The sequence below is a fragment of the Streptomyces sp. NPDC051315 genome (assembly GCF_044455165.1).
GTDB lineage: Bacteria > Actinomycetota > Actinomycetes > Streptomycetales > Streptomycetaceae > Streptomyces.
Genome location: NZ_JBITEN010000004.1, coordinates 18,982 through 34,811 on the forward strand (window position 1 = coordinate 18,982; position 15,830 = coordinate 34,811).

The 15,830-nt window shown below is 72.9% G+C and carries 20 protein-coding genes; 17 read left to right on the plus strand and 3 right to left on the minus strand.

The genetic code is table 11. From position 1 onward, the window contains the following. The first annotated feature begins 65 nt into the window (after window positions 1–65). Both ACIBBD_RS09265 and ACIBBD_RS09270 read left to right on the plus strand, forming a co-directional pair. On the plus strand, window positions 66–626 hold the full coding sequence (locus ACIBBD_RS09265) for a GNAT family N-acetyltransferase (protein WP_399418701.1): 561 nt from the start codon (window positions 66–68) through the stop codon (window positions 624–626). Window positions 627–672: 46 nt separating this feature from the next. Beyond that, complete coding sequence (locus tag ACIBBD_RS09270) at window positions 673–1,572, plus strand: arginase family protein (protein ID WP_399418702.1); 900 nt, start codon at window positions 673–675, stop codon at window positions 1,570–1,572. A 12-nt stretch (window positions 1,573–1,584) separates the two neighbouring features. On the opposite strand, the gene ACIBBD_RS09275 is transcribed toward ACIBBD_RS09270, so the two are convergent. Both ACIBBD_RS09275 and ACIBBD_RS09280 read right to left on the minus strand, forming a co-directional pair. Next, a complete protein-coding gene (locus ACIBBD_RS09275; RefSeq protein ID WP_399418703.1) occupies window positions 1,585–1,935 on the minus strand; it encodes a VOC family protein in 351 nt (116 codons plus the stop codon). 336 nt (window positions 1,936–2,271) lie between these two features. Next, a complete protein-coding gene (locus ACIBBD_RS09280; RefSeq protein WP_399418704.1) occupies window positions 2,272–2,820 on the minus strand; it encodes a hemerythrin domain-containing protein in 549 nt (182 codons plus the stop codon). A gap of 94 nt (window positions 2,821–2,914) precedes the next feature. Here ACIBBD_RS09280 and ACIBBD_RS09285 point away from each other — a divergent pair, with 94 nt between their 5' ends. Together ACIBBD_RS09285 and ACIBBD_RS09290 are read left to right on the plus strand one after the other, a co-directional pair. Continuing rightward, window positions 2,915–3,409: a phage holin family protein gene (locus ACIBBD_RS09285; RefSeq protein ID WP_399418705.1), complete on the plus strand. Its 495-nt coding sequence runs from the start codon at window positions 2,915–2,917 to the stop codon at window positions 3,407–3,409. A 6-nt stretch (window positions 3,410–3,415) separates the two neighbouring features. Continuing rightward, window positions 3,416–4,465, plus strand: coding sequence for an SDR family oxidoreductase (locus ACIBBD_RS09290; protein WP_399418706.1), 1,050 nt, complete (start codon window positions 3,416–3,418; stop codon window positions 4,463–4,465). A 138-nt stretch (window positions 4,466–4,603) separates the two neighbouring features. Here ACIBBD_RS09290 and ACIBBD_RS09295 read toward each other — a convergent pair whose 3' ends face one another. After that, window positions 4,604–5,557 (minus strand): LLM class F420-dependent oxidoreductase, encoded by a 954-nt coding sequence (locus ACIBBD_RS09295; RefSeq protein ID WP_399418707.1) that lies wholly within the window; start codon window positions 5,555–5,557, stop codon window positions 4,604–4,606. Window positions 5,558–5,764: 207 nt separating this feature from the next. Here ACIBBD_RS09295 and ACIBBD_RS09300 point away from each other — a divergent pair, with 207 nt between their 5' ends. The 13 genes from ACIBBD_RS09300 (at window position 5,765) to ACIBBD_RS09360 (ending at window position 15,781) form a co-directional block, all read left to right on the plus strand. Further along, window positions 5,765–7,411 (plus strand): FAD-dependent oxidoreductase, encoded by a 1,647-nt coding sequence (locus tag ACIBBD_RS09300; RefSeq protein ID WP_399419089.1) that lies wholly within the window; start codon window positions 5,765–5,767, stop codon window positions 7,409–7,411. A 4-nt stretch (window positions 7,412–7,415) separates the two neighbouring features. Then, window positions 7,416–9,263: a transketolase gene (locus tag ACIBBD_RS09305; RefSeq protein ID WP_399418709.1), complete on the plus strand. Its 1,848-nt coding sequence runs from the start codon at window positions 7,416–7,418 to the stop codon at window positions 9,261–9,263. Then, window positions 9,260–10,216, plus strand: a complete 957-nt coding sequence (ligD, locus tag ACIBBD_RS09310; protein WP_399418710.1) for a non-homologous end-joining DNA ligase — start codon at window positions 9,260–9,262, stop codon at window positions 10,214–10,216. Before ACIBBD_RS09305 ends, ligD begins: the two co-directional genes overlap by 4 nt. 105 nt (window positions 10,217–10,321) lie before the next feature. Continuing rightward, window positions 10,322–10,672 (plus strand): gas vesicle protein, encoded by a 351-nt coding sequence (locus tag ACIBBD_RS09315; RefSeq protein ID WP_399418711.1) that lies wholly within the window; start codon window positions 10,322–10,324, stop codon window positions 10,670–10,672. A 58-nt stretch (window positions 10,673–10,730) separates the two neighbouring features. Next, entirely contained in the window at window positions 10,731–11,153 is a 423-nt protein-coding gene (locus ACIBBD_RS09320) for a gas vesicle structural protein GvpA (RefSeq protein WP_388748056.1), read from the plus strand. Next, a complete protein-coding gene (locus ACIBBD_RS09325) occupies window positions 11,150–11,902 on the plus strand; it encodes a GvpL/GvpF family gas vesicle protein (RefSeq protein WP_399418712.1) in 753 nt (250 codons plus the stop codon). Before ACIBBD_RS09320 ends, ACIBBD_RS09325 begins: the two co-directional genes overlap by 4 nt. 30 nt (window positions 11,903–11,932) lie before the next feature. Further along, window positions 11,933–12,196, plus strand: coding sequence for a gas vesicle protein GvpG (locus tag ACIBBD_RS09330; protein WP_399418713.1), 264 nt, complete (start codon window positions 11,933–11,935; stop codon window positions 12,194–12,196). Further along, window positions 12,193–12,915 (plus strand): DNA primase, encoded by a 723-nt coding sequence (locus tag ACIBBD_RS09335; protein WP_399418714.1) that lies wholly within the window; start codon window positions 12,193–12,195, stop codon window positions 12,913–12,915. Before ACIBBD_RS09330 ends, ACIBBD_RS09335 begins: the two co-directional genes overlap by 4 nt. Then, complete coding sequence (locus ACIBBD_RS09340) at window positions 12,915–14,114, plus strand: SRPBCC family protein (protein WP_399418715.1); 1,200 nt, start codon at window positions 12,915–12,917, stop codon at window positions 14,112–14,114. The genes ACIBBD_RS09335 and ACIBBD_RS09340 overlap by 1 nt, the downstream gene beginning before the upstream one ends. Next, window positions 14,111–14,455: a gas vesicle protein gene (locus ACIBBD_RS09345; protein WP_399418716.1), complete on the plus strand. Its 345-nt coding sequence runs from the start codon at window positions 14,111–14,113 to the stop codon at window positions 14,453–14,455. Before ACIBBD_RS09340 ends, ACIBBD_RS09345 begins: the two co-directional genes overlap by 4 nt. Then, window positions 14,452–15,306 (plus strand): GvpL/GvpF family gas vesicle protein, encoded by an 855-nt coding sequence (locus ACIBBD_RS09350; RefSeq protein WP_399418717.1) that lies wholly within the window; start codon window positions 14,452–14,454, stop codon window positions 15,304–15,306. The genes ACIBBD_RS09345 and ACIBBD_RS09350 overlap by 4 nt, the downstream gene beginning before the upstream one ends. Then, window positions 15,303–15,491 carry a gas vesicle protein gene (locus tag ACIBBD_RS09355; RefSeq protein ID WP_365459446.1) on the plus strand — a complete coding sequence of 63 codons (189 nt, stop codon included), beginning with the start codon at window positions 15,303–15,305 and terminating at the stop codon, window positions 15,489–15,491. The genes ACIBBD_RS09350 and ACIBBD_RS09355 overlap by 4 nt, the downstream gene beginning before the upstream one ends. Then, a complete protein-coding gene (locus ACIBBD_RS09360; RefSeq protein ID WP_399418718.1) occupies window positions 15,488–15,781 on the plus strand; it encodes a gas vesicle protein K in 294 nt (97 codons plus the stop codon). Before ACIBBD_RS09355 ends, ACIBBD_RS09360 begins: the two co-directional genes overlap by 4 nt. Window positions 15,782–15,830: the final 49 nt, after the last annotated feature.

Below are 15,830 nucleotides of genomic sequence, written 5' to 3' on the forward strand. Positions count from 1 at the left end.
CGCCGAGGCGCCCGCGCCGCCCGCTCCCGGACACGGCGCCGCCGAGCGGGTCGTAGGCTGAAGCGGTGCCGCACAACGCATCACGCTACCTCGCCGAGGGCCCCCGGGTGGGCATACGCCACTTCACCTACGCGGACGGGGCCGAGTTCACCGCGCGGGTCCGCGAGAGCAAGGACCTGCACCACCCGTGGCTGTTCCCGCCGGCCACCGCCCAGGCGTACACCGCGTACGCGGGCCGGCTCATCGAGGACCCGACGAAAGCCGGCTTCCTCGTGTGCACCCTGGACGACGACGCCATCGCCGGGTTCATCAACATCAACAACATCGTCGAGGGCGGCTTCCAGTGCGGTGCGCTGGGCTACGGCGCCTTCGCGCACGCGGCCGGACGCGGGCTGATGCGGGAGGGGCTCGACCTGGTCGTGGGGCACGCCTTCGGGCCGATGCGGCTGCACCGGCTGGAGATCAACGTGCAGCCGCGCAACGCCGCCTCGATCGCGCTGGCCCGCGCCTGCGGGTTCCGCCTGGAGGGCTTCTCCCCGAAGATGATCTACATCGACGGGGACTGGCGGGACCACGAGCGCTGGGCGCTCACCGTCGAGATGCGGACGTCCCGCGCTGCCGGCTGACGCAACCCGTTGGACGGCCGGGCGTACGTCGGCGAGGATGCCCCGCATGCGGAATCTCGTCCTGCTCGACGCCCCCTCCAACCTGGGCCTGCGTCCGCCGGCCCCGGGGACCGTGCCCGGCTGCCACAAGCTCGCCGGCGCCCTGCGCGAGCAGCGGATCCTGCGGCGGCTGGACGCGCGGGAGGGCGGGGTCGTCGTTCCGCCGCGCTACGACCGGGGAGACTGGCGGGAGGGCGACGGCGTCTTCAACGCGGCCGCCCTCGCCTCGTACACCCGCAAGCTCGCCGACCGGATCGAGCGGCACGTCCGCGCCGGCGACTTCCCCGTCGTCCTCGGCGGGGACTGCTCGATCGGGCTCGGCGCCTCGCTCGCCCTGCGCCGCGTCGGCCGGTACGGTCTGGCCGCCGTCGACGCCTCGCCCGACTTCCGGCACCCCGGCAACTCCGACCGGGTCGGCGCGGCGGGCGGCGAGGAGATCGCGCTCGCCACCGGGCGCGGACAGGAGGACCTCACCGACCTCGAGGGGCTGCGGCCCTACCTGCGCGACGAGGACGTGCGGTTCTTCGGCATCCGCGACTACTTCGCGGACGACTGCGCCGAACTCCTCGCCCTGAGGATGCCCGTCGTCACCGTCGGCGAGCTGCGGGCGCGGGGACCTGAGGCGCTCGCCGACGCCACCGCCCAGGCCTTCGCGATCCCCGAACTCGACGGCTTCTGGGTGCACTTCGACGCCGACGTGCTCGACCCCACCGTCATGCCCGCCGTCGACAGCCCCGACCCCGACGGCCTGCTCCCCGACGAACTCGTGGCGCTGCTGAGCCCGTTGCTCGCCTCCCCGCGCTGCGCCGGCCTCAACGTCACCATCTACGACCCCGATCTGGACCCGGAGGGCACGGCGGGCGCCCTCCTCGCCGACATCGTCGTCGCCGCGCTCGGCCGGGCCTGACCGGCACCCGCATCACCCCTGACGGCGGTCGACGTACTCGTACACCGAACCGTCCGGGTGCCGGGCGATCAGGTTGCGGCCCACCGGCGTCGGCACCGGGCCCGCGATCACGTCCGCGCCCAGCTCGGTGAGCGTCTTGTGGGCCTCGTCGACGTCCGTGACGGCGATCGTCGCCGCGACCTTGCGCAGCACCTCCAGCTCGCTCTCCGGCCCGCTCATCAGCAGGAAGCAGCCGACCGCCGCCACCTGCACACCGCCGCGGCCGAACCGCAGCGCCGGGGCGTCGGCCAACCGCTCGTAGAAGGGGACGGCGGCTTCGAGATCGTCGACACAGACACGCAGTGTGGCTCCCAGAATGTCCATGGGAGGAGCCTAGTTGGGGCGGACGGAGAGGGAAGATCCCTTCACCCGATCCCCTCGCCCCCGGCCGCCCGCCCCATGACGGGCCGGGGTGCCTGGCGCCTCGGGCTGGGGTTCGCCCACGACGGGCCGGGTGCCTTGCGTCTCCGGCTCGGACTCGCGTACGGCGGGCCGTGCGCCGGCGCCTCCGGCTCGTGGGCGGCGCACGGTGCACGGTTGGGCGATGGGGCCGGGCCGGGCCCGGGTGGTGACCGGGGCCGGTGACGGCATCGGCGGGGGCGTCGGGCCGTGGCTCCTTGGCCGCGGTCGGTGACCGGGGCGCCTTCCCGGCCCCGGACGCTAACCCATGGCCTTGCGGACGGCCTCCCGGGTGCGGTCGATCACGGTCGGGACGGAGGCCGCCGCCACGTCCCGCGCGGCGGCGTCCGTGCCCGGGTGTGGCCGGGTGGGCGCGAGGGCCTCCGCCGCCCGCACGGCCCGGGCCAGCTCCTCCAGCCTGCCCCGGTCGGCGACCCGGTCGAAGTGCGCGAACTCGTACCGTTCCTCGTTGTCGGCGTGCGCCAGCACGTCCTGGCGCAGGGCCGCGACCAGGTCGAGGAACTCGGGCGCGTCCGGATCCATGCCGTCGAGACGGGCCAGCGCCCGCCCGGCCCGCTCCTCCTCCAGGACCCGGTCCGCGACGACGCGCTCACCGCCCTCGACGGCGCCGCGCGCGAAGGGGTGGACGACCTCCTCCTCGACGGTCTCGTGCACCGTGAGCAGACGGACCAGGTCGTGGAAGGCGCGCCCGCGCTCGTCGCCTCCGGTCCGCACCACCTCGTCGAACAGCTCCCGGATCCGCGTGTGCTGCGCCGTGAGCAGCTCCACGGCGTCGGTTCGCCGGTCCATCCTCTTCTCTTCCCTCGTGCGTCGGTGGACGGGCTCCACGAGTACCCCCGGCCCGCCCGCGTTACCCGACCGTCACGCCGGGTACCCGGCCGCCATGGAGCCCATGGATCACCTGGAGCATCTGGACAGGCATCTGGTCGACGAGCTGGCGCAGGTGGCCCGCGAGACGATCCGTGAGGAGCTGCGCGAGCAGACCCGCAAGCAGCGCCGTACGGCCATGCTGTACGCCGCCTCCGGCGCCCTCGCCCTCTACGCGGGCGCCGCCGTCGCGCTCGCCGTGGGGCTGGCGCTCGACATCGGGCTGCCCGACTGGGCCGCCGCGCTGATCATGGCGGCGATCCTCGGCGTCCTGGCGTACGTGCTGCGCGGTGCCGCCCGGCCGCACCGGCACCCGGCCCACCAAGGGGCCGGTCCGACCGCCGGGCACGGCCGGGTCGTCGGCGGCACGCCGCCCGCCGGCCCGCCCGGCGGCCTCGGCATGCCGTACCCGCCGATGCCCTCCACCGCGCCCGGCGCGGACATGAGGGGTGCGGGCGAGGCGCCGCGGCCCGACGACATCGACCCCGAGACCCCGCACCACCGGGCGTGATGCGGGGTGCGGACGCCTGGGAACCCGACCGCCCGAAAGGGCCGGGCCGTGGTGGTGACCGGGGCCAGCGGCGGCGTCGGCCGGGCCACGGCCTGTGCCTTCGCCGCGCGCGGCGACCGGGTCGCCCTCCTGGCCCGGGGACGCGAGGGCCTCGCCGCGGCGGCGGACGACGTACAGCGCGCCGGCGGTGAGGCGCTCGTCGTCAGCGTCGACATGGCCGACGCCCACGCGGTCGAGGACGCGGCGCAGAAGGTCGCCGACGCCTTCGGCCGGATCGACGTATGGGTCAACAACGCCTTCACCGGCGTGTTCGGGCCGTTCACGGAGATCACCCCCGACGAGTTCCGCCGGGTGACGGAAGTGACCTACCTGGGCTACGTGTCCGGCACCCGCGCCGCCCTGCGGCACATGCTGCCGCGCGACCGCGGCACGATCGTGCAGGTCGGCTCCGCGCTCGCCTACCGCGGGGTGCCGTTGCAGACGGCGTACTGCGGGGCCAAGCACGCCATCCAGGGGTTCAACGAGTCCCTGCGGTGCGAGCTGCTGCACTCCGGCAGCCGGGTGCGCACGACGATGGTGCAGCTGCCCGCCGTCAACACCCCCCAGTTCGACTGGGTGCTGAACCGGATGCCGGGGCGGCCCCGGCCGGTGGCGCCCGTGTACCAGCCGGAGGTGGCCGCGCGGGCGGTCGTCCACGCGGCCGGGCACCCGCGGCGGCGGGAGTACTGGGTGGGCGCGTCGACGGCGGCGACACTGATCGCCAACGCCGTGGCTCCCGGGCTCCTCGACCGCTACCTGGCGCGGACCGCGTTCGACTCGCAGCAGGAAGAGGGGGAAACGGCGGCCGGGAACGGTGGTCCGGGCAACCTGTGGAGCCCCGCCGACGGTCCCCACGGCCACGACCACGGGGCGCACGGACGCTTCGACGAGGAGTCCGTCGCCCGCGACCCGCAGGAGTGGGCCTCCCGCAACCGGGGCCGGGTGGGCGCCGGGCTGCTCGCCGCGGGCGTCGGCGCGGCGGTGACGGCCGGACTGCGCCGCCGGGCCCACGCCTGAGACACCGGCACCTGGCACGACACCGGCCGGACACGGCCGCACGCGTCACCACTCACCACCGGGACCGCCCCGCCCGTCGCACCTTCGGCGACCACGGCGGGGCGGTCCGGCGTCACGGCCGGTGTGGGACGGCCGGTGTCACGGCAGCTGCGGCAGCACCTTCGTCCGGTAGAAGTCGAAGAAGCCTCGCTGGTCCGGGCCGATCTGGTTGACGTAGACCCGGTCGAAGCCGGCGTCGGCGAACGCCTTCAGCGTCGCCACGTGCTCGTCGACGTCGTCGCCGCACACCGTGTTCTCGCTCACCATCTCCTCGGTGACCAGCGGCTGCAGCTGCTCGAAGTGGCTCGGCGTGGGCAGGATCTGGCCCATCTCACCGGGCAGCAGCTGGTTCGACCACAGCCGGTGGACCGTACGGACCGCCTCGTCGCGGTCGAGGCCGTAACAGACCTTCGTGCCGCCGCTGACCAGTTTCGTGCCGCCGCCGCCCTTGCGGAACTGCTCCACCATCGACTCCTCCGGCATCATCGTGATGTAGCCGTCGCCGACGCGGGAGGCGAGCGCCGTCGCCTTGGGGCCGAAGCCGGAGATGTCGATCGGCACCGGCTCCTCGGGGACCGTGTAGAGGCGGGCGTTCTCCACCGTGTAGTGGGTGCCGTGGTGGCTGACCTCCTCGCCGGTGAAGAGCCGGCGCATCACCTGGATGGCCTCCTCCAGCATCTCCAGCCGCACGTGCGCGGGGGGCCAGGCGTCGCCGAGGATGTGTTCGTTGAGGGCCTCGCCCGAGCCGACGCCGAGCCGGAAGCGGCCGTTCGTCATCACCGCGCTCGTCGCGGCGGCCTGCGCCACCACCGCCGGGTGCATCCGGACGGTCGGGCAGGTCACCGCCGTCTCGATGGGCAGCGACACGGCCTCGGACAGCGCGCCGATCACCGACCAGACGAACGGGCTCTGGCCCTGCTCGTCGTTCCACGGGTGGTAGTGGTCGGAGATCCACAGCGCCTGGAATCCCGCCTGTTCGGCCATTCGCGCCTGCTCGATAAGGTCCGCGGGGCCGAACTCCTCGCAGGACAGGAAGTAGCCGTACTCGGCCATGGGGTACCTCCGCTGGTGTGCCGCGGGTGGGGGTAGGTCGCGGTCCGGGTACCCGGCGCGAGGGCGGGAAACCGGCGGCCGCGTGCCCCCGCCCACACCCCGCCGCACGTTTGGCGGCCCTGGCCAGGGGGACGCGGAAACCCTCGTACGCGCAAACGCCCGTACGGCACAGACCGCCGGAGGCGAACCGTGAGTCGACCCCGCATCGTGATCGTCGGAGCCGGTTTCGCCGGGTACCGGACGGCCCGCACCCTGGCGCGGGCGGCCCGGGGCCGGGCCGACATCACCCTGCTGAACCCGACCGACTACTTCCTCTACCTCCCCCTGCTGCCCCAGGTGGCCGCCGGGATCCTCGAACCCCGACGGGTCACCGTCTCTCTCTCCGGCACCCTGCCGGGAGTGCGGCTGGTGCTCGGCGAGGCCGGCCGTATCGACCTCGACGCACGCACCGTCCACTACACCGACCCCGAGGACACACCGGGCACCCTGACCTACGACCGGCTGGTGCTCGCCGCCGGCAGCGTCAACAAGCTGCTGCCCATCCCCGGAGTCGCCGAGCACGCGCACGGCTTCCGAGGCCTGCCCGAGGCGCTCTACCTGCGCGACCACGTCACCCGCCAGGTGGAGCTCGCCGGCACCGCCGACGACGCCGAGGAGTGCGCCGCGCGCTGCACCTTCGTGGTGGTCGGCGCCGGCTACACCGGCACCGAAGTCGCCGCGCACGGGCAGCTGTTCACCGACGCGCTGGTGCGTTCCCACCCGCTGCGCACGGGCATGCGGCCGCGCTGGCTGCTCCTGGACGTCGCCGAGCGTGTCCTGCCCGAGCTGGACGAGCGGCTCTCCCGCACCGCCGACCAGGTGCTGCGCGAGCGGGGCGTCGACGTCCGCATGGGGACCTCCGTGAAGGAGGCCACCCGCGACGGAGTCCTGCTGACCGACGGCGAGTTCGTCGACACCCGCACCCTGGTGTGGTGCGTGGGCGTACGGCCCGATCCGCTCGCCGAGTCCCTCGGACTGCCCCTGGAACGCGGCCGGCTCCTCGTCGAGCCCACACTCCAGGTGCCGGGCCGGCCGGAGGTGTTCGCCTGCGGTGACGCGGCCGCCGTACCGGACCTGGACAAGCCCGGCCAGTACACGCCGATGACCGCGCAGCACGCCTGGCGGCAGGGCAAGGTCGCCGCGCAGAACATCGTGGCCTCGCTGACCGGGGGCACACCGCGGCCCTACCGGCACAAGGACCTGGGCTTCGTCGTGGACCTCGGCGGGGTCAAGGCCGCCGCCAACCCGCTCGGCGTGCCGCTCTCCGGGCTGCCGGCCGGCGCGGTCACCCGCGGCTACCACCTCGCCGCCATGCCCGGCAACCGCGTCCGGGTCGCCGCCGACTGGCTGCTGGACGCCGTACTGCCCCGCCAGGCCGTGCAGTTGGGCCTCGTCCGCTCCTGGTCGGTGCCGCTGGACACGGCGTCGCCGGAGCTGGCGCGGGTGCCGGGCGGACGGGAGCGGCAGCGGCAGACGGCGGGGTCCGCGCCCGAGCCCGACGGGACCGCCGTGGAGAGCGCCGTGGGCGGGGGCGGCGGTGAGGACACGTCCCGGACGATCACGTCGCCGACGCCCGCACCGGTGAAGAGGGAGCCCGCGAAACGCCGGCCGGGGCATGCGGCCGACGGGACCGCCGTGGAGAGCGCCGTGGGCGGGGGCGGCGGTGAGGACACGACCCGGACGATCACGTCGCCGACGCCCGACCCCGTGAAGAGCGAACCCGCGAAACGCCGGCCCGGCCCCGAACGGGGGGAGAACCCACCCGGGTCCGCGCCCGCCGACAACGACTCCACCCCCGAGGAAGGACACCACTGACCCGATGGACACCGCCGAACTCACCGAACTCGGGCGGCAGTTGCGCGTCGACAGCGTCCGCGCCGCCGCCGCCGCCGGCTCCGGGCACCCGACGTCCTCCATGTCCGCCGCGGACCTGATGGCCGTACTGCTGGCCAACCACCTCCGCTACGACTTCGACCGCCCCGCCCACCCCGGCAACGACCGTTTCGTGCTGTCCAAGGGCCACGCCTCCCCGCTGCTGTACGCGGCCTACAAGGCGGCCGGGGCCATCGACGACGAGGAACTGCTCACCTTCCGCAAGCTCGGCAGCCGGCTCGAGGGCCACCCCACCCCGCAGCGGCTGCCCTGGGTCGAGACGGCCACCGGATCGCTCGGGCAGGGGCTGCCGGTGGGCGTCGGCATCGCGCTGGCCGGGAAGCGGCTGGACCGCTCCGCGGCGCGCGTCTGGGTGCTGAGCGGGGACAGCGAGCTCGCCGAGGGCTCGGTGTGGGAGGCCGCCGAGCACGCGGGCCACGAGCACCTGGACAACCTCGTCCTGATCGTCGACGTCAACCGGCTCGGGCAGCGCGGCCCGACCCGGCACGGCCACGACCTCGACGCCTACGCCCGCCGCTTCCAGGCCTTCGGCTGGCACACCGTCGAGATCGACGGCCACGACGTCGACGCCGTCGACCGCGCCTACGGGGAGGCCCTGTCCACCAAGGGCCAGCCCACCGCGATCCTCGCCCGCACCCTCAAGGGCAAGGGCGTCGAGGCCGTCCAGGACCGCGAGGGCCTGCACGGCAAGCCGCTGCCGGACGCCGACGAGGCGATCGAGGAACTCGGCGGGCCCGGCGACCTGCGGGTGGAGGTGCACGAGCCGCCCGCCACCCGCATGCTGCACTCCGTGCCCACCGGCCACCTCGAGCTGCCCCGCTGGGACGAGGGCGACGAGATCGCCACCCGTGACGCGTTCGGCCAGGCGCTGGCCGCCCTCGGTACGGCCCGCGGCGACGTCGTCGCCCTGGACGGCGAGGTCGGCGACTCCACCCGCACCGAGTTCTTCGCCAAGGAGCACCCCGAGCGGTTCTTCGAGTGCTACATCGCCGAGCAGCAGCTCGTCGCCACCTCCGTGGGCCTCTCGACGCGCGGCTGGGTGCCGTACGCCTCCACGTTCGCGGCCTTCCTCACCCGCGCCCACGACTTCGTGCGCATGGCGTCGATCAGCGGGGCCGGCATCAACCTGGTCGGCTCGCACGCCGGGGTGGCCATCGGGCAGGACGGGCCCTCGCAGATGGGCCTGGAGGACCTGGCGATGTTCCGGGCCGTGCACGGTTCCACGGTGCTGTACCCGTGCGACGCGAACCAGACCGCGCGCCTGGTCGCCACCATGGCCGGCTTGGACGGCATCCGCTACCTGCGCACCTCGCGCGGTGACAGCCCGGTGATCTACGGGCCCGACGAGGAGTTCCCGGTGGGGGGCAGCAAGGTGCTGCGCTCCTCCGACGGGGACCGGCTGACGCTCGTCGCGGCCGGCGTCACCGTGCACGAGGCGCTGAAGGCCGCCGACGCCCTCGCCGGCGAGGGCATCCCGGTCCGGGTGATCGACCTGTACTCGGTCAAGCCCGTGGACCGGGCCACCCTGCGGCAGGCCGCCGAGGAGACCGGCTGCCTGGTGACCGTGGAGGACCACCACGAGGAGGGCGGCCTCGGCGACGCCGTCCTGGACGCCTTCATCGACGGGCGGCCCGTGCCCCGCCTGGCGCGTCTGGCCGTGCGCACGATGCCGGGCTCGGCCAGCCCGGCGGAGCAACTGCACGCGGCCGGCATCGACGCCGAGTCGATCGCCGCCTCCGCCCGGCTGCTGGTGGAGACGGCGGTGGTGCCGTGAGCGACGACGCTGTCCGCACGGTCCGCGTCGGACGGCGCAGCGTCGACCTCCACCGTCCGGACAAGGTGCTCTTCCCCGGCGGCGCGGGCCGCGGACCCGCCGCCGGGGACGGCAGGGAGTACGGGGAGTACACGAAGGACGACCTGGTCGCGTACTACCGGGCGGTGGCCCCGTTCATGCTGCCGCACCTGCGCGGCCGGCCGCTGATGCTGGAGCGGCACCCCGACGGCGTCGACGGCCCCCGCTTCATGCAGAAGAACACCCCGGAGCACTACCCGGAGTGGATCACCCGGGTCGAGGTGCCGAAGGAGGACGGGACCGTCCGCCACACCGTGTGCGACGACTCCGCCACCCTCGTGTTCCTCGCCGACCAGGCCTGCCTCACCCTGCACCGCTGGTTGTCGCGGGCCGGCCGGGTGGACCACCCGGATCTGATGATCTTCGACCTCGACCCGGCGGTCGACGACTTCGACACCGTCCGTGAGGCCGCGCGCCGGGTGGGCGAACTGCTCGACGAGGTCGGGCTGCCGTCGGCGCCGATGACGACCGGCTCGCGCGGCCTGCACCTCGTCGTCCCCCTCAACGGGCACCACGACTTCGACGAGGTCCGCGCGTTCGCCCGGGACGCCGCCGAGCTGCTCGCCGCCGAGCACCCCGACCGGCTCACCACGGCCGCCCGCAAGAAGGACCGCGGCGACCGCCTCTACCTCGACGTGCAGCGCAACGCCTACGCCCAGACCGCCGTCGCCCCCTTCACGGTGCGCGCCCTCCCCGGCGCGCCCGTCGCCACGCCCCTCACCTGGGAGCAGCTCGACGACCCCGGCCTCGGCCCCCGCCGCTGGACGATCGCCGACGCCGTCGAGCAGGCCCGCACCCACCCGTGGTCCGGGGTGACCGGCCGCGGCCGCGCCCTCGGCCCCGCGCGACGCCGCCTCGACGCCTTGCGTGGCTGATGCACGTACCGCCGGTACGCAGCCCGTCCGTCCCCGCGGCACAGAACCAGGCGCTCGTGAAGGTTTGGCCAAGGACCTACCGGCCACCCGGAAGAAGAGGTGGCCATGGCGAACACAAACAACACATCACATTCGCAGACTTCACAGAACTCGGACGACAGGGACGACGACGTGGCGGACGACCGGCCGACCCCCATGGAGGTGCTGCGCCAGGCGCGCAGTCAGCTCGCGGAACTGACCGGCATGGCCGCCGAGAGCGTCTCTTCCTTCGAGCAGACGGAGGACGGCTGGTCGCTGGAGATCGAGGTCATGGAGCTCGCCCGGGTGCCCGACACCATGAGTCTCATGGCGAGCTACCAGGTGGAGCTCGACCCGGCAGGGCAGCTCACCGGTTACCGGCGCGTTCGCCGTTACGAACGCGGGAGGGCCGACTCGCACAGGCCCGGCGGCCGTTAGGCCCCGCTCCCGCACCGACATCCGAACACCACACCAGAGATAAGGAGGCGCGGTCGGCATGACCGTTGTCCCGGCACAACAGAGCGGCGGCGGAGGCGGCAGCAGTGGCCTCTACGACGTCCTGGAGCTCGTCCTGGACAGGGGGCTCGTCATCGACGCGTTCGTACGGGTCTCCCTGGTCGGCATCGAGATCCTGAAGATCGACGTCCGGGTCGTCGTCGCCAGCGTCGACACCTATCTCCGCTTCGCCGAGGCGTGCAACCGTCTCGACCTGGAGGCCGGCCCGCGCAAGAGCCCGGGGCTGCCCGACGTGGTCGGTCAGGTCACCGAGTCCGGCGCGCGCGGCAAGTCCAAGGGGGCCCTCTCCGGTGCCGCTGAGACCATCTCCGGCGCCTTCAAGCAGGCCCGCGAGGAGAGCGAGGCCGAGCGGCCGCGCGCCCGCAAGTCGACGTCCGCCCGCAGGAAGGAGGAGCAGGAGTGAGCACGTACGTCTACGGCATCACCGCGCGCTCGCACGCGGCTCTGCCCGAGGGCCTGGCCGGGGTCGGCGAGCCGCCCATGCCGGTGCGCGTGCTGACCGAGGGCGACCTGGCGGTGATCGTCAGTGACGCGCCCGAGAACCTGCGCCCCAAGCGCCGGGACCTGCTCGCCCACCAGACCGTGCTGGCCGAGGCGGGTGCCGAGGGCTGCGTGCTGCCCATGCGGTTCGGCAGCGTCGCCCCCGACGACAAGGCCGTCACGGGGGTGCTCGCCGAGCGTGCCGAGCACTACCAGGAACGCCTGCGGGCCCTCGACGGCAAGGTCGAGTACAACGTCAAGGCCACCCACATCGAAGAGGCCGTGCTGCACCAGGTGATGGCCGAGAGTCCCGAACTGCGGGCCCTCGCCGAGGCCAACCGGCAGGCCGGCGGCGGCACCTACGAGCAGCGGCTGCAGCTCGGCGAGATGGTGGCCTCCGCGGTCAAGGCCCGCGAGGCCCAGGACGCGGCCGAGATCCAGCAGACCCTGGAGCCGCTGGCGGCCGCCGTCAGCGTGGGCCCGGAGTCCACCGGCTGGCTGGCCAACGTGTCGTTCCTGGTGGCGCGGGACTCGGCCGCGGAGTTCGCGAACGTGGTGGAGGAGCTGCGCAAGGACCGGCCGCACCTCGACCTGCGTCTCAACGGTCCGCTGCCGCCGTACAGCTTCGTGGAGCCCGGCCCGGCGCAGCCGGCGGGCACAGCGGGGGAGTAGCACAGGAACACAAGCGACAGGAGCGGGGAGATGGGCCTGATCTCGGAGGTGCTGCTGCTGCCCTTCGCACCGGTGCGCGGCAGCGGGTGGGTGATCGGACAGGTGGTGCGGGAGGCGGAACGTATCTACTACGACCCCGCCACGGTCCGGGCCGAACTCTCCCGGCTCGAAGAGAAGTTGGAAGCCGAAGAGATCACGGAGGAGGAGTTCGACCGGATGGAGGACGAACTCCTCGAGCGGCTGGAGATCGCCACGCGCCGCAGCGCGGGGACGGACGACGGGACGGCACGATGAACCGAGTGGGACTGGGCCTCGCGATCGGGGCCGGGTACGTCCTCGGGCGTACGAAGAAGATGAAGCTGGCGGTCGCCGTCGGCTCGATGGTGGCCGGCAAGCGGTTGAACCTGACTCCGAAGGGCGTGGCCGACCTGGTCTCCCAGCAGCTGCGTGACAACCCGCAGTTCAAGGAGATCGGTGACCAGCTCCGCCAGGACCTGCGGGGCGTCGGCAAGGCAGCTTCCGGCGCCATGGTCGAGCGGCAGATGAGCACGCTCGCCGACCGGCTGCACGGCCGCACCTCGCAGGTCCGCGACCAGCTCCAGGGCGTCGTCCCCGACGTGACGGGCAAGAAGCCGCGGAAGGACGACGAGGCGGACGAGGCGGACGAGGAATACGAGGAGCCGGAGTCCGCGCAGGACGAGGGCGAGGGCGACGAGGGCGCCGACACCGATGAGGGTGCCGGGGCCGGCGAGCGCACCGAGGGCGACGAGGCCGACGAGGGCGACGAGACCGACGAGGGCGAAGAGCGCGCCGAGGCCGACCAGAGCGGCAAGGCCGACCAGAGCGACGAGGAGCCGGCGCCGAAGAGGCCGATGGCCAAGAAGGCGTCCGCGAAGAAGGCCGCCAAGAAGGCCCACAACCGCGGGACGGCCGCCAAGAGGGCCACCGCGGTCAGGAAGACGATGACGAAGACGGCTTCCCGGGCTCGGGGACCGAAGGGAGGCGGTGAGTGATGACCGAGACACTCGGATCGGCGACGTCCGCCGCCGGCAAGGCAACCGGTAAGGCGACCGACAAGGCGACCGGCGGCAACCCGCTCGCCGGACTGGCGCAGAGCGAGGCCGCCGACCGGCTGAAGGCCGAGGTGCAGGAGTACCTCGCCGCCCAGACCCAGCGCATGCTGGTCGGCGTCGGCCGCAAGCTCGGCGAGACCACCGGCAGACTGAACGACATCGCCGAGGGCAAGAGCCCCGGCTTCGCCAAGCTGGCTCTGGACGGCGGCCGCAAGCTGGCCGAGGGCAAGGGCCCGATGCGCACGGCGCTGGAGCTCGGTGCCTCGCGCGCCAAGGACAAGGTCACCGGCGCGTTCAAGAACCTGGGCGGCGGCAAGGGCAAGCGCAAGGGCGGGGCGGGCTCCAAGCCCACCGTCATCATGGAGCAGATCGACGTCGGCGTGTCGCTGCGCACCGCCTACGACCAGTGGACCAAGTACCAGGACTTCAGCACCTTCGCCAAGGGCGTCAAGAGCGCGAGCCGCGCCGACGACACGACCAGCGACTGGCAGATGAAGGTCTTCTGGTCCAACCGCAGCTGGAAGGCGAAGACCACCGAGCAGATACCGGACGACCGGATCTGCTGGTCCTCGGAGGGCGCCAAGGGCACCACGAAGGGCGTCGTCTCCTTCCACCGCCTCGCCGACAACCTCACCCGCGTCCTGCTGGTCATCGAGTACTACCCCACGGGGCTGTTCGAGAAGACCGGCAACATCTGGCGTGCCCAGGGCCGCCGTGCCCGCCTCGACCTGAAGAACTTCGCCCGCTTCATCACCCTCAAGGGAGAGGTGGAGGACGGCTGGCGCGGCGAGATCCGCGACGGCGAGCTCGTCCGCTCCCACGAGGACGCGCTCGCCGAGGAGGAGCGCGAGGAAAAGGAGCGCGCGGAACAGGAGGAGACCCCCTCCGACGAGGAGAGCGAGGACCAGGAGGGCGAGGAGGAAGAGGCCCGCGGTGACGTGACCGCGGAGGACGAGGACGAAGAGGACGAGGAGGACGAGGAGGACGAGGAGGACGAGGACGAGGAGTACGACGAGGAAGCGCCGGAGGCGGAGTACGAGGAGGACGAGGACGAAGAGGACGACGAGGACGAGGGCGAGGTAGAGGGCGAGGAGGCGTACGAGGACGAGGGCGCGTCCGACGACGGGAGCCGGCGATGAGCATGCCGAGCCGGATGCCGGAGCCGTACGGCCAGGGGAGCGGCGCCAATCTCGCCGACATCCTGGAGCGTGTCCTCGACAAGGGCATCGTCATCGCCGGCGACATCCGGATCAATCTGCTCGACATCGAACTGCTCACCATCAAGCTCCGCCTCATCGTCGCGTCGGTCGACAAGGCCAAGGAGATGGGCATCGACTGGTGGGAGGACGACCCGGAGCTGTCCACCCGCGCCCGCCGCGACGAACTCGCGCGTGAGAACGCCGAGTTGCGTGAGCGGCTGGCGCGGCTGGAACAGCTGGAACCCAGTCGTGCCCCCCGCACCCGGGAGGAGTCGCCATGACGGGACTGCGGTACGTGTACGCCGTCTGCCGGCCCTTCAGCACGCCGCTGCAGGCCGAGCTGACCGGCGTGGGCGGCGCGCCCGCGAAGCTGCTGCACCACCACGGCCTGGTCGCCGTCGTCAGTGACGTACCGGCGCGCGACTTCGCCGAGGAGCCGTTGCGGGCGCACCTGGAAGACCTGGACTGGCTCAGCGCGACCGCGCGCGGTCACCAGCAGGTGATCGACGCGCTCACGGTGGTCACGACGCCGCTCCCGCTCCGGCTCGCGACCGTGTTCCGGGACGACAGCGGCGTCCGCGTCATGATCGAGGAGCGCGAGGAGGACTTCCGGCGCACCCTGGACCGGCTGCAGGGGCGCGTGGAGTGGGGTGTGAAGGTGTATGTCGAGGCGGAGGCGGCGGAAGCCGCCCCGTCCGGGGCGGCGGCGAAACCCGCCTCCGGCCGGGACTATCTGCGCCAGCGCCGTATGCGGGCCCGGGCGCACGAGGACACCTGGCAGCGGGCCGAGCGGTTCGCGGGCCGGCTTCACACCCTCCTGGCCGAGCACGCCGACGCCGCCCGGCTCCACCCGCCGCAGAACTCCGCGCTTTCCCGGGCCTCCGGACAGAACGTGCTGAACGCGGCCTATCTGGTGCCCCGCGCGGAATCCGAGGAATTCGTGGAAATAGTCGACCGCACGAAGGGCGAGGAGCCCGGAATGCGTGTGGAACTCACCGGGCCGTGGGCTGCCTATTCCTTCGTGGATCTCGAGTTCTCCGAGACGCCGGAAAGCGCGGAGGAGATCACCGGGGAGAGCGAGAAAGAGATCCGGGAACGGGCCGACGCGCAGGCCGCGGAGGAGGGCGCATGACCGTCGTGGAACGCCGTGAGGTCGCCCTCGTCGACCTGCTCGACCGGCTGCTGGCCGGCGGGGTCGTCATCACGGGCGACCTCACGCTGCGGATCGCGGACGTCGATCTCGTCCGCATCGACCTGAACGCCCTGATCAGTTCCGTGAACGAGAACGTTCCTGCGCCTTGGGGGGAGCGGGCGTGACCACACCGAGCTCACCACGCAACCGTCTCGAACTCGAGCCCGACACCGTCGAGCGCGACCTGGTCAAACTCGTCCTCACCGTCGTGGAGCTGCTGCGCCAGCTCATGGAACGGCAGGCGCTGCGCCGGTTCGACCAGGGCGACCTCAGCGAGGAGCAGGAGGAGCGCATCGGGCTCACCCTGATGCTGCTCGACGACCGCATGACCGAGCTGCGCGAGCGCTACGGACTGCGGCCCGAGGACCTGAACCTGGACCTCGGGCCGCTCGGACCGCTGCTCCCCCGGGAATGACGGCATGACGGAATGGCAATGACAACGGAATGGAAAAGGGGATGGCCGT

Excerpts from the sequence above, each read along its gene's own strand:
- ACIBBD_RS09270 (WP_399418702.1), top strand. The coding sequence starts at position 673 with ATGCGGAATCTCGTCCTGCTCGACGCCCCCTCCAACCTGGGCCTGCGT.
- ACIBBD_RS09275 (WP_399418703.1), bottom strand. The coding sequence starts at position 1,935 with ATGGACATTCTGGGAGCCACACTGCGTGTCTGTGTCGACGATCTCGAA.
- ACIBBD_RS09280 (WP_399418704.1), bottom strand. The coding sequence starts at position 2,820 with ATGGACCGGCGAACCGACGCCGTGGAGCTGCTCACGGCGCAGCACACG.
- ACIBBD_RS09285 (WP_399418705.1), top strand. The coding sequence starts at position 2,915 with ATGGAGCCCATGGATCACCTGGAGCATCTGGACAGGCATCTGGTCGAC.
- ACIBBD_RS09295 (WP_399418707.1), bottom strand. The coding sequence starts at position 5,557 with ATGGCCGAGTACGGCTACTTCCTGTCCTGCGAGGAGTTCGGCCCCGCG.
- ACIBBD_RS09305 (WP_399418709.1), top strand. The coding sequence starts at position 7,416 with ATGGACACCGCCGAACTCACCGAACTCGGGCGGCAGTTGCGCGTCGAC.
- ACIBBD_RS09315 (WP_399418711.1), top strand. The coding sequence starts at position 10,322 with ATGGCGAACACAAACAACACATCACATTCGCAGACTTCACAGAACTCG.
- ACIBBD_RS09320 (WP_388748056.1), top strand. The coding sequence starts at position 10,731 with ATGACCGTTGTCCCGGCACAACAGAGCGGCGGCGGAGGCGGCAGCAGT.
- ACIBBD_RS09330 (WP_399418713.1), top strand. The coding sequence starts at position 11,933 with ATGGGCCTGATCTCGGAGGTGCTGCTGCTGCCCTTCGCACCGGTGCGC.
- ACIBBD_RS09335 (WP_399418714.1), top strand. The coding sequence starts at position 12,193 with ATGAACCGAGTGGGACTGGGCCTCGCGATCGGGGCCGGGTACGTCCTC.
- ACIBBD_RS09340 (WP_399418715.1), top strand. The coding sequence starts at position 12,915 with ATGACCGAGACACTCGGATCGGCGACGTCCGCCGCCGGCAAGGCAACC.
- ACIBBD_RS09345 (WP_399418716.1), top strand. The coding sequence starts at position 14,111 with ATGAGCATGCCGAGCCGGATGCCGGAGCCGTACGGCCAGGGGAGCGGC.
- ACIBBD_RS09350 (WP_399418717.1), top strand. The coding sequence starts at position 14,452 with ATGACGGGACTGCGGTACGTGTACGCCGTCTGCCGGCCCTTCAGCACG.
- ACIBBD_RS09355 (WP_365459446.1), top strand. The coding sequence starts at position 15,303 with ATGACCGTCGTGGAACGCCGTGAGGTCGCCCTCGTCGACCTGCTCGAC.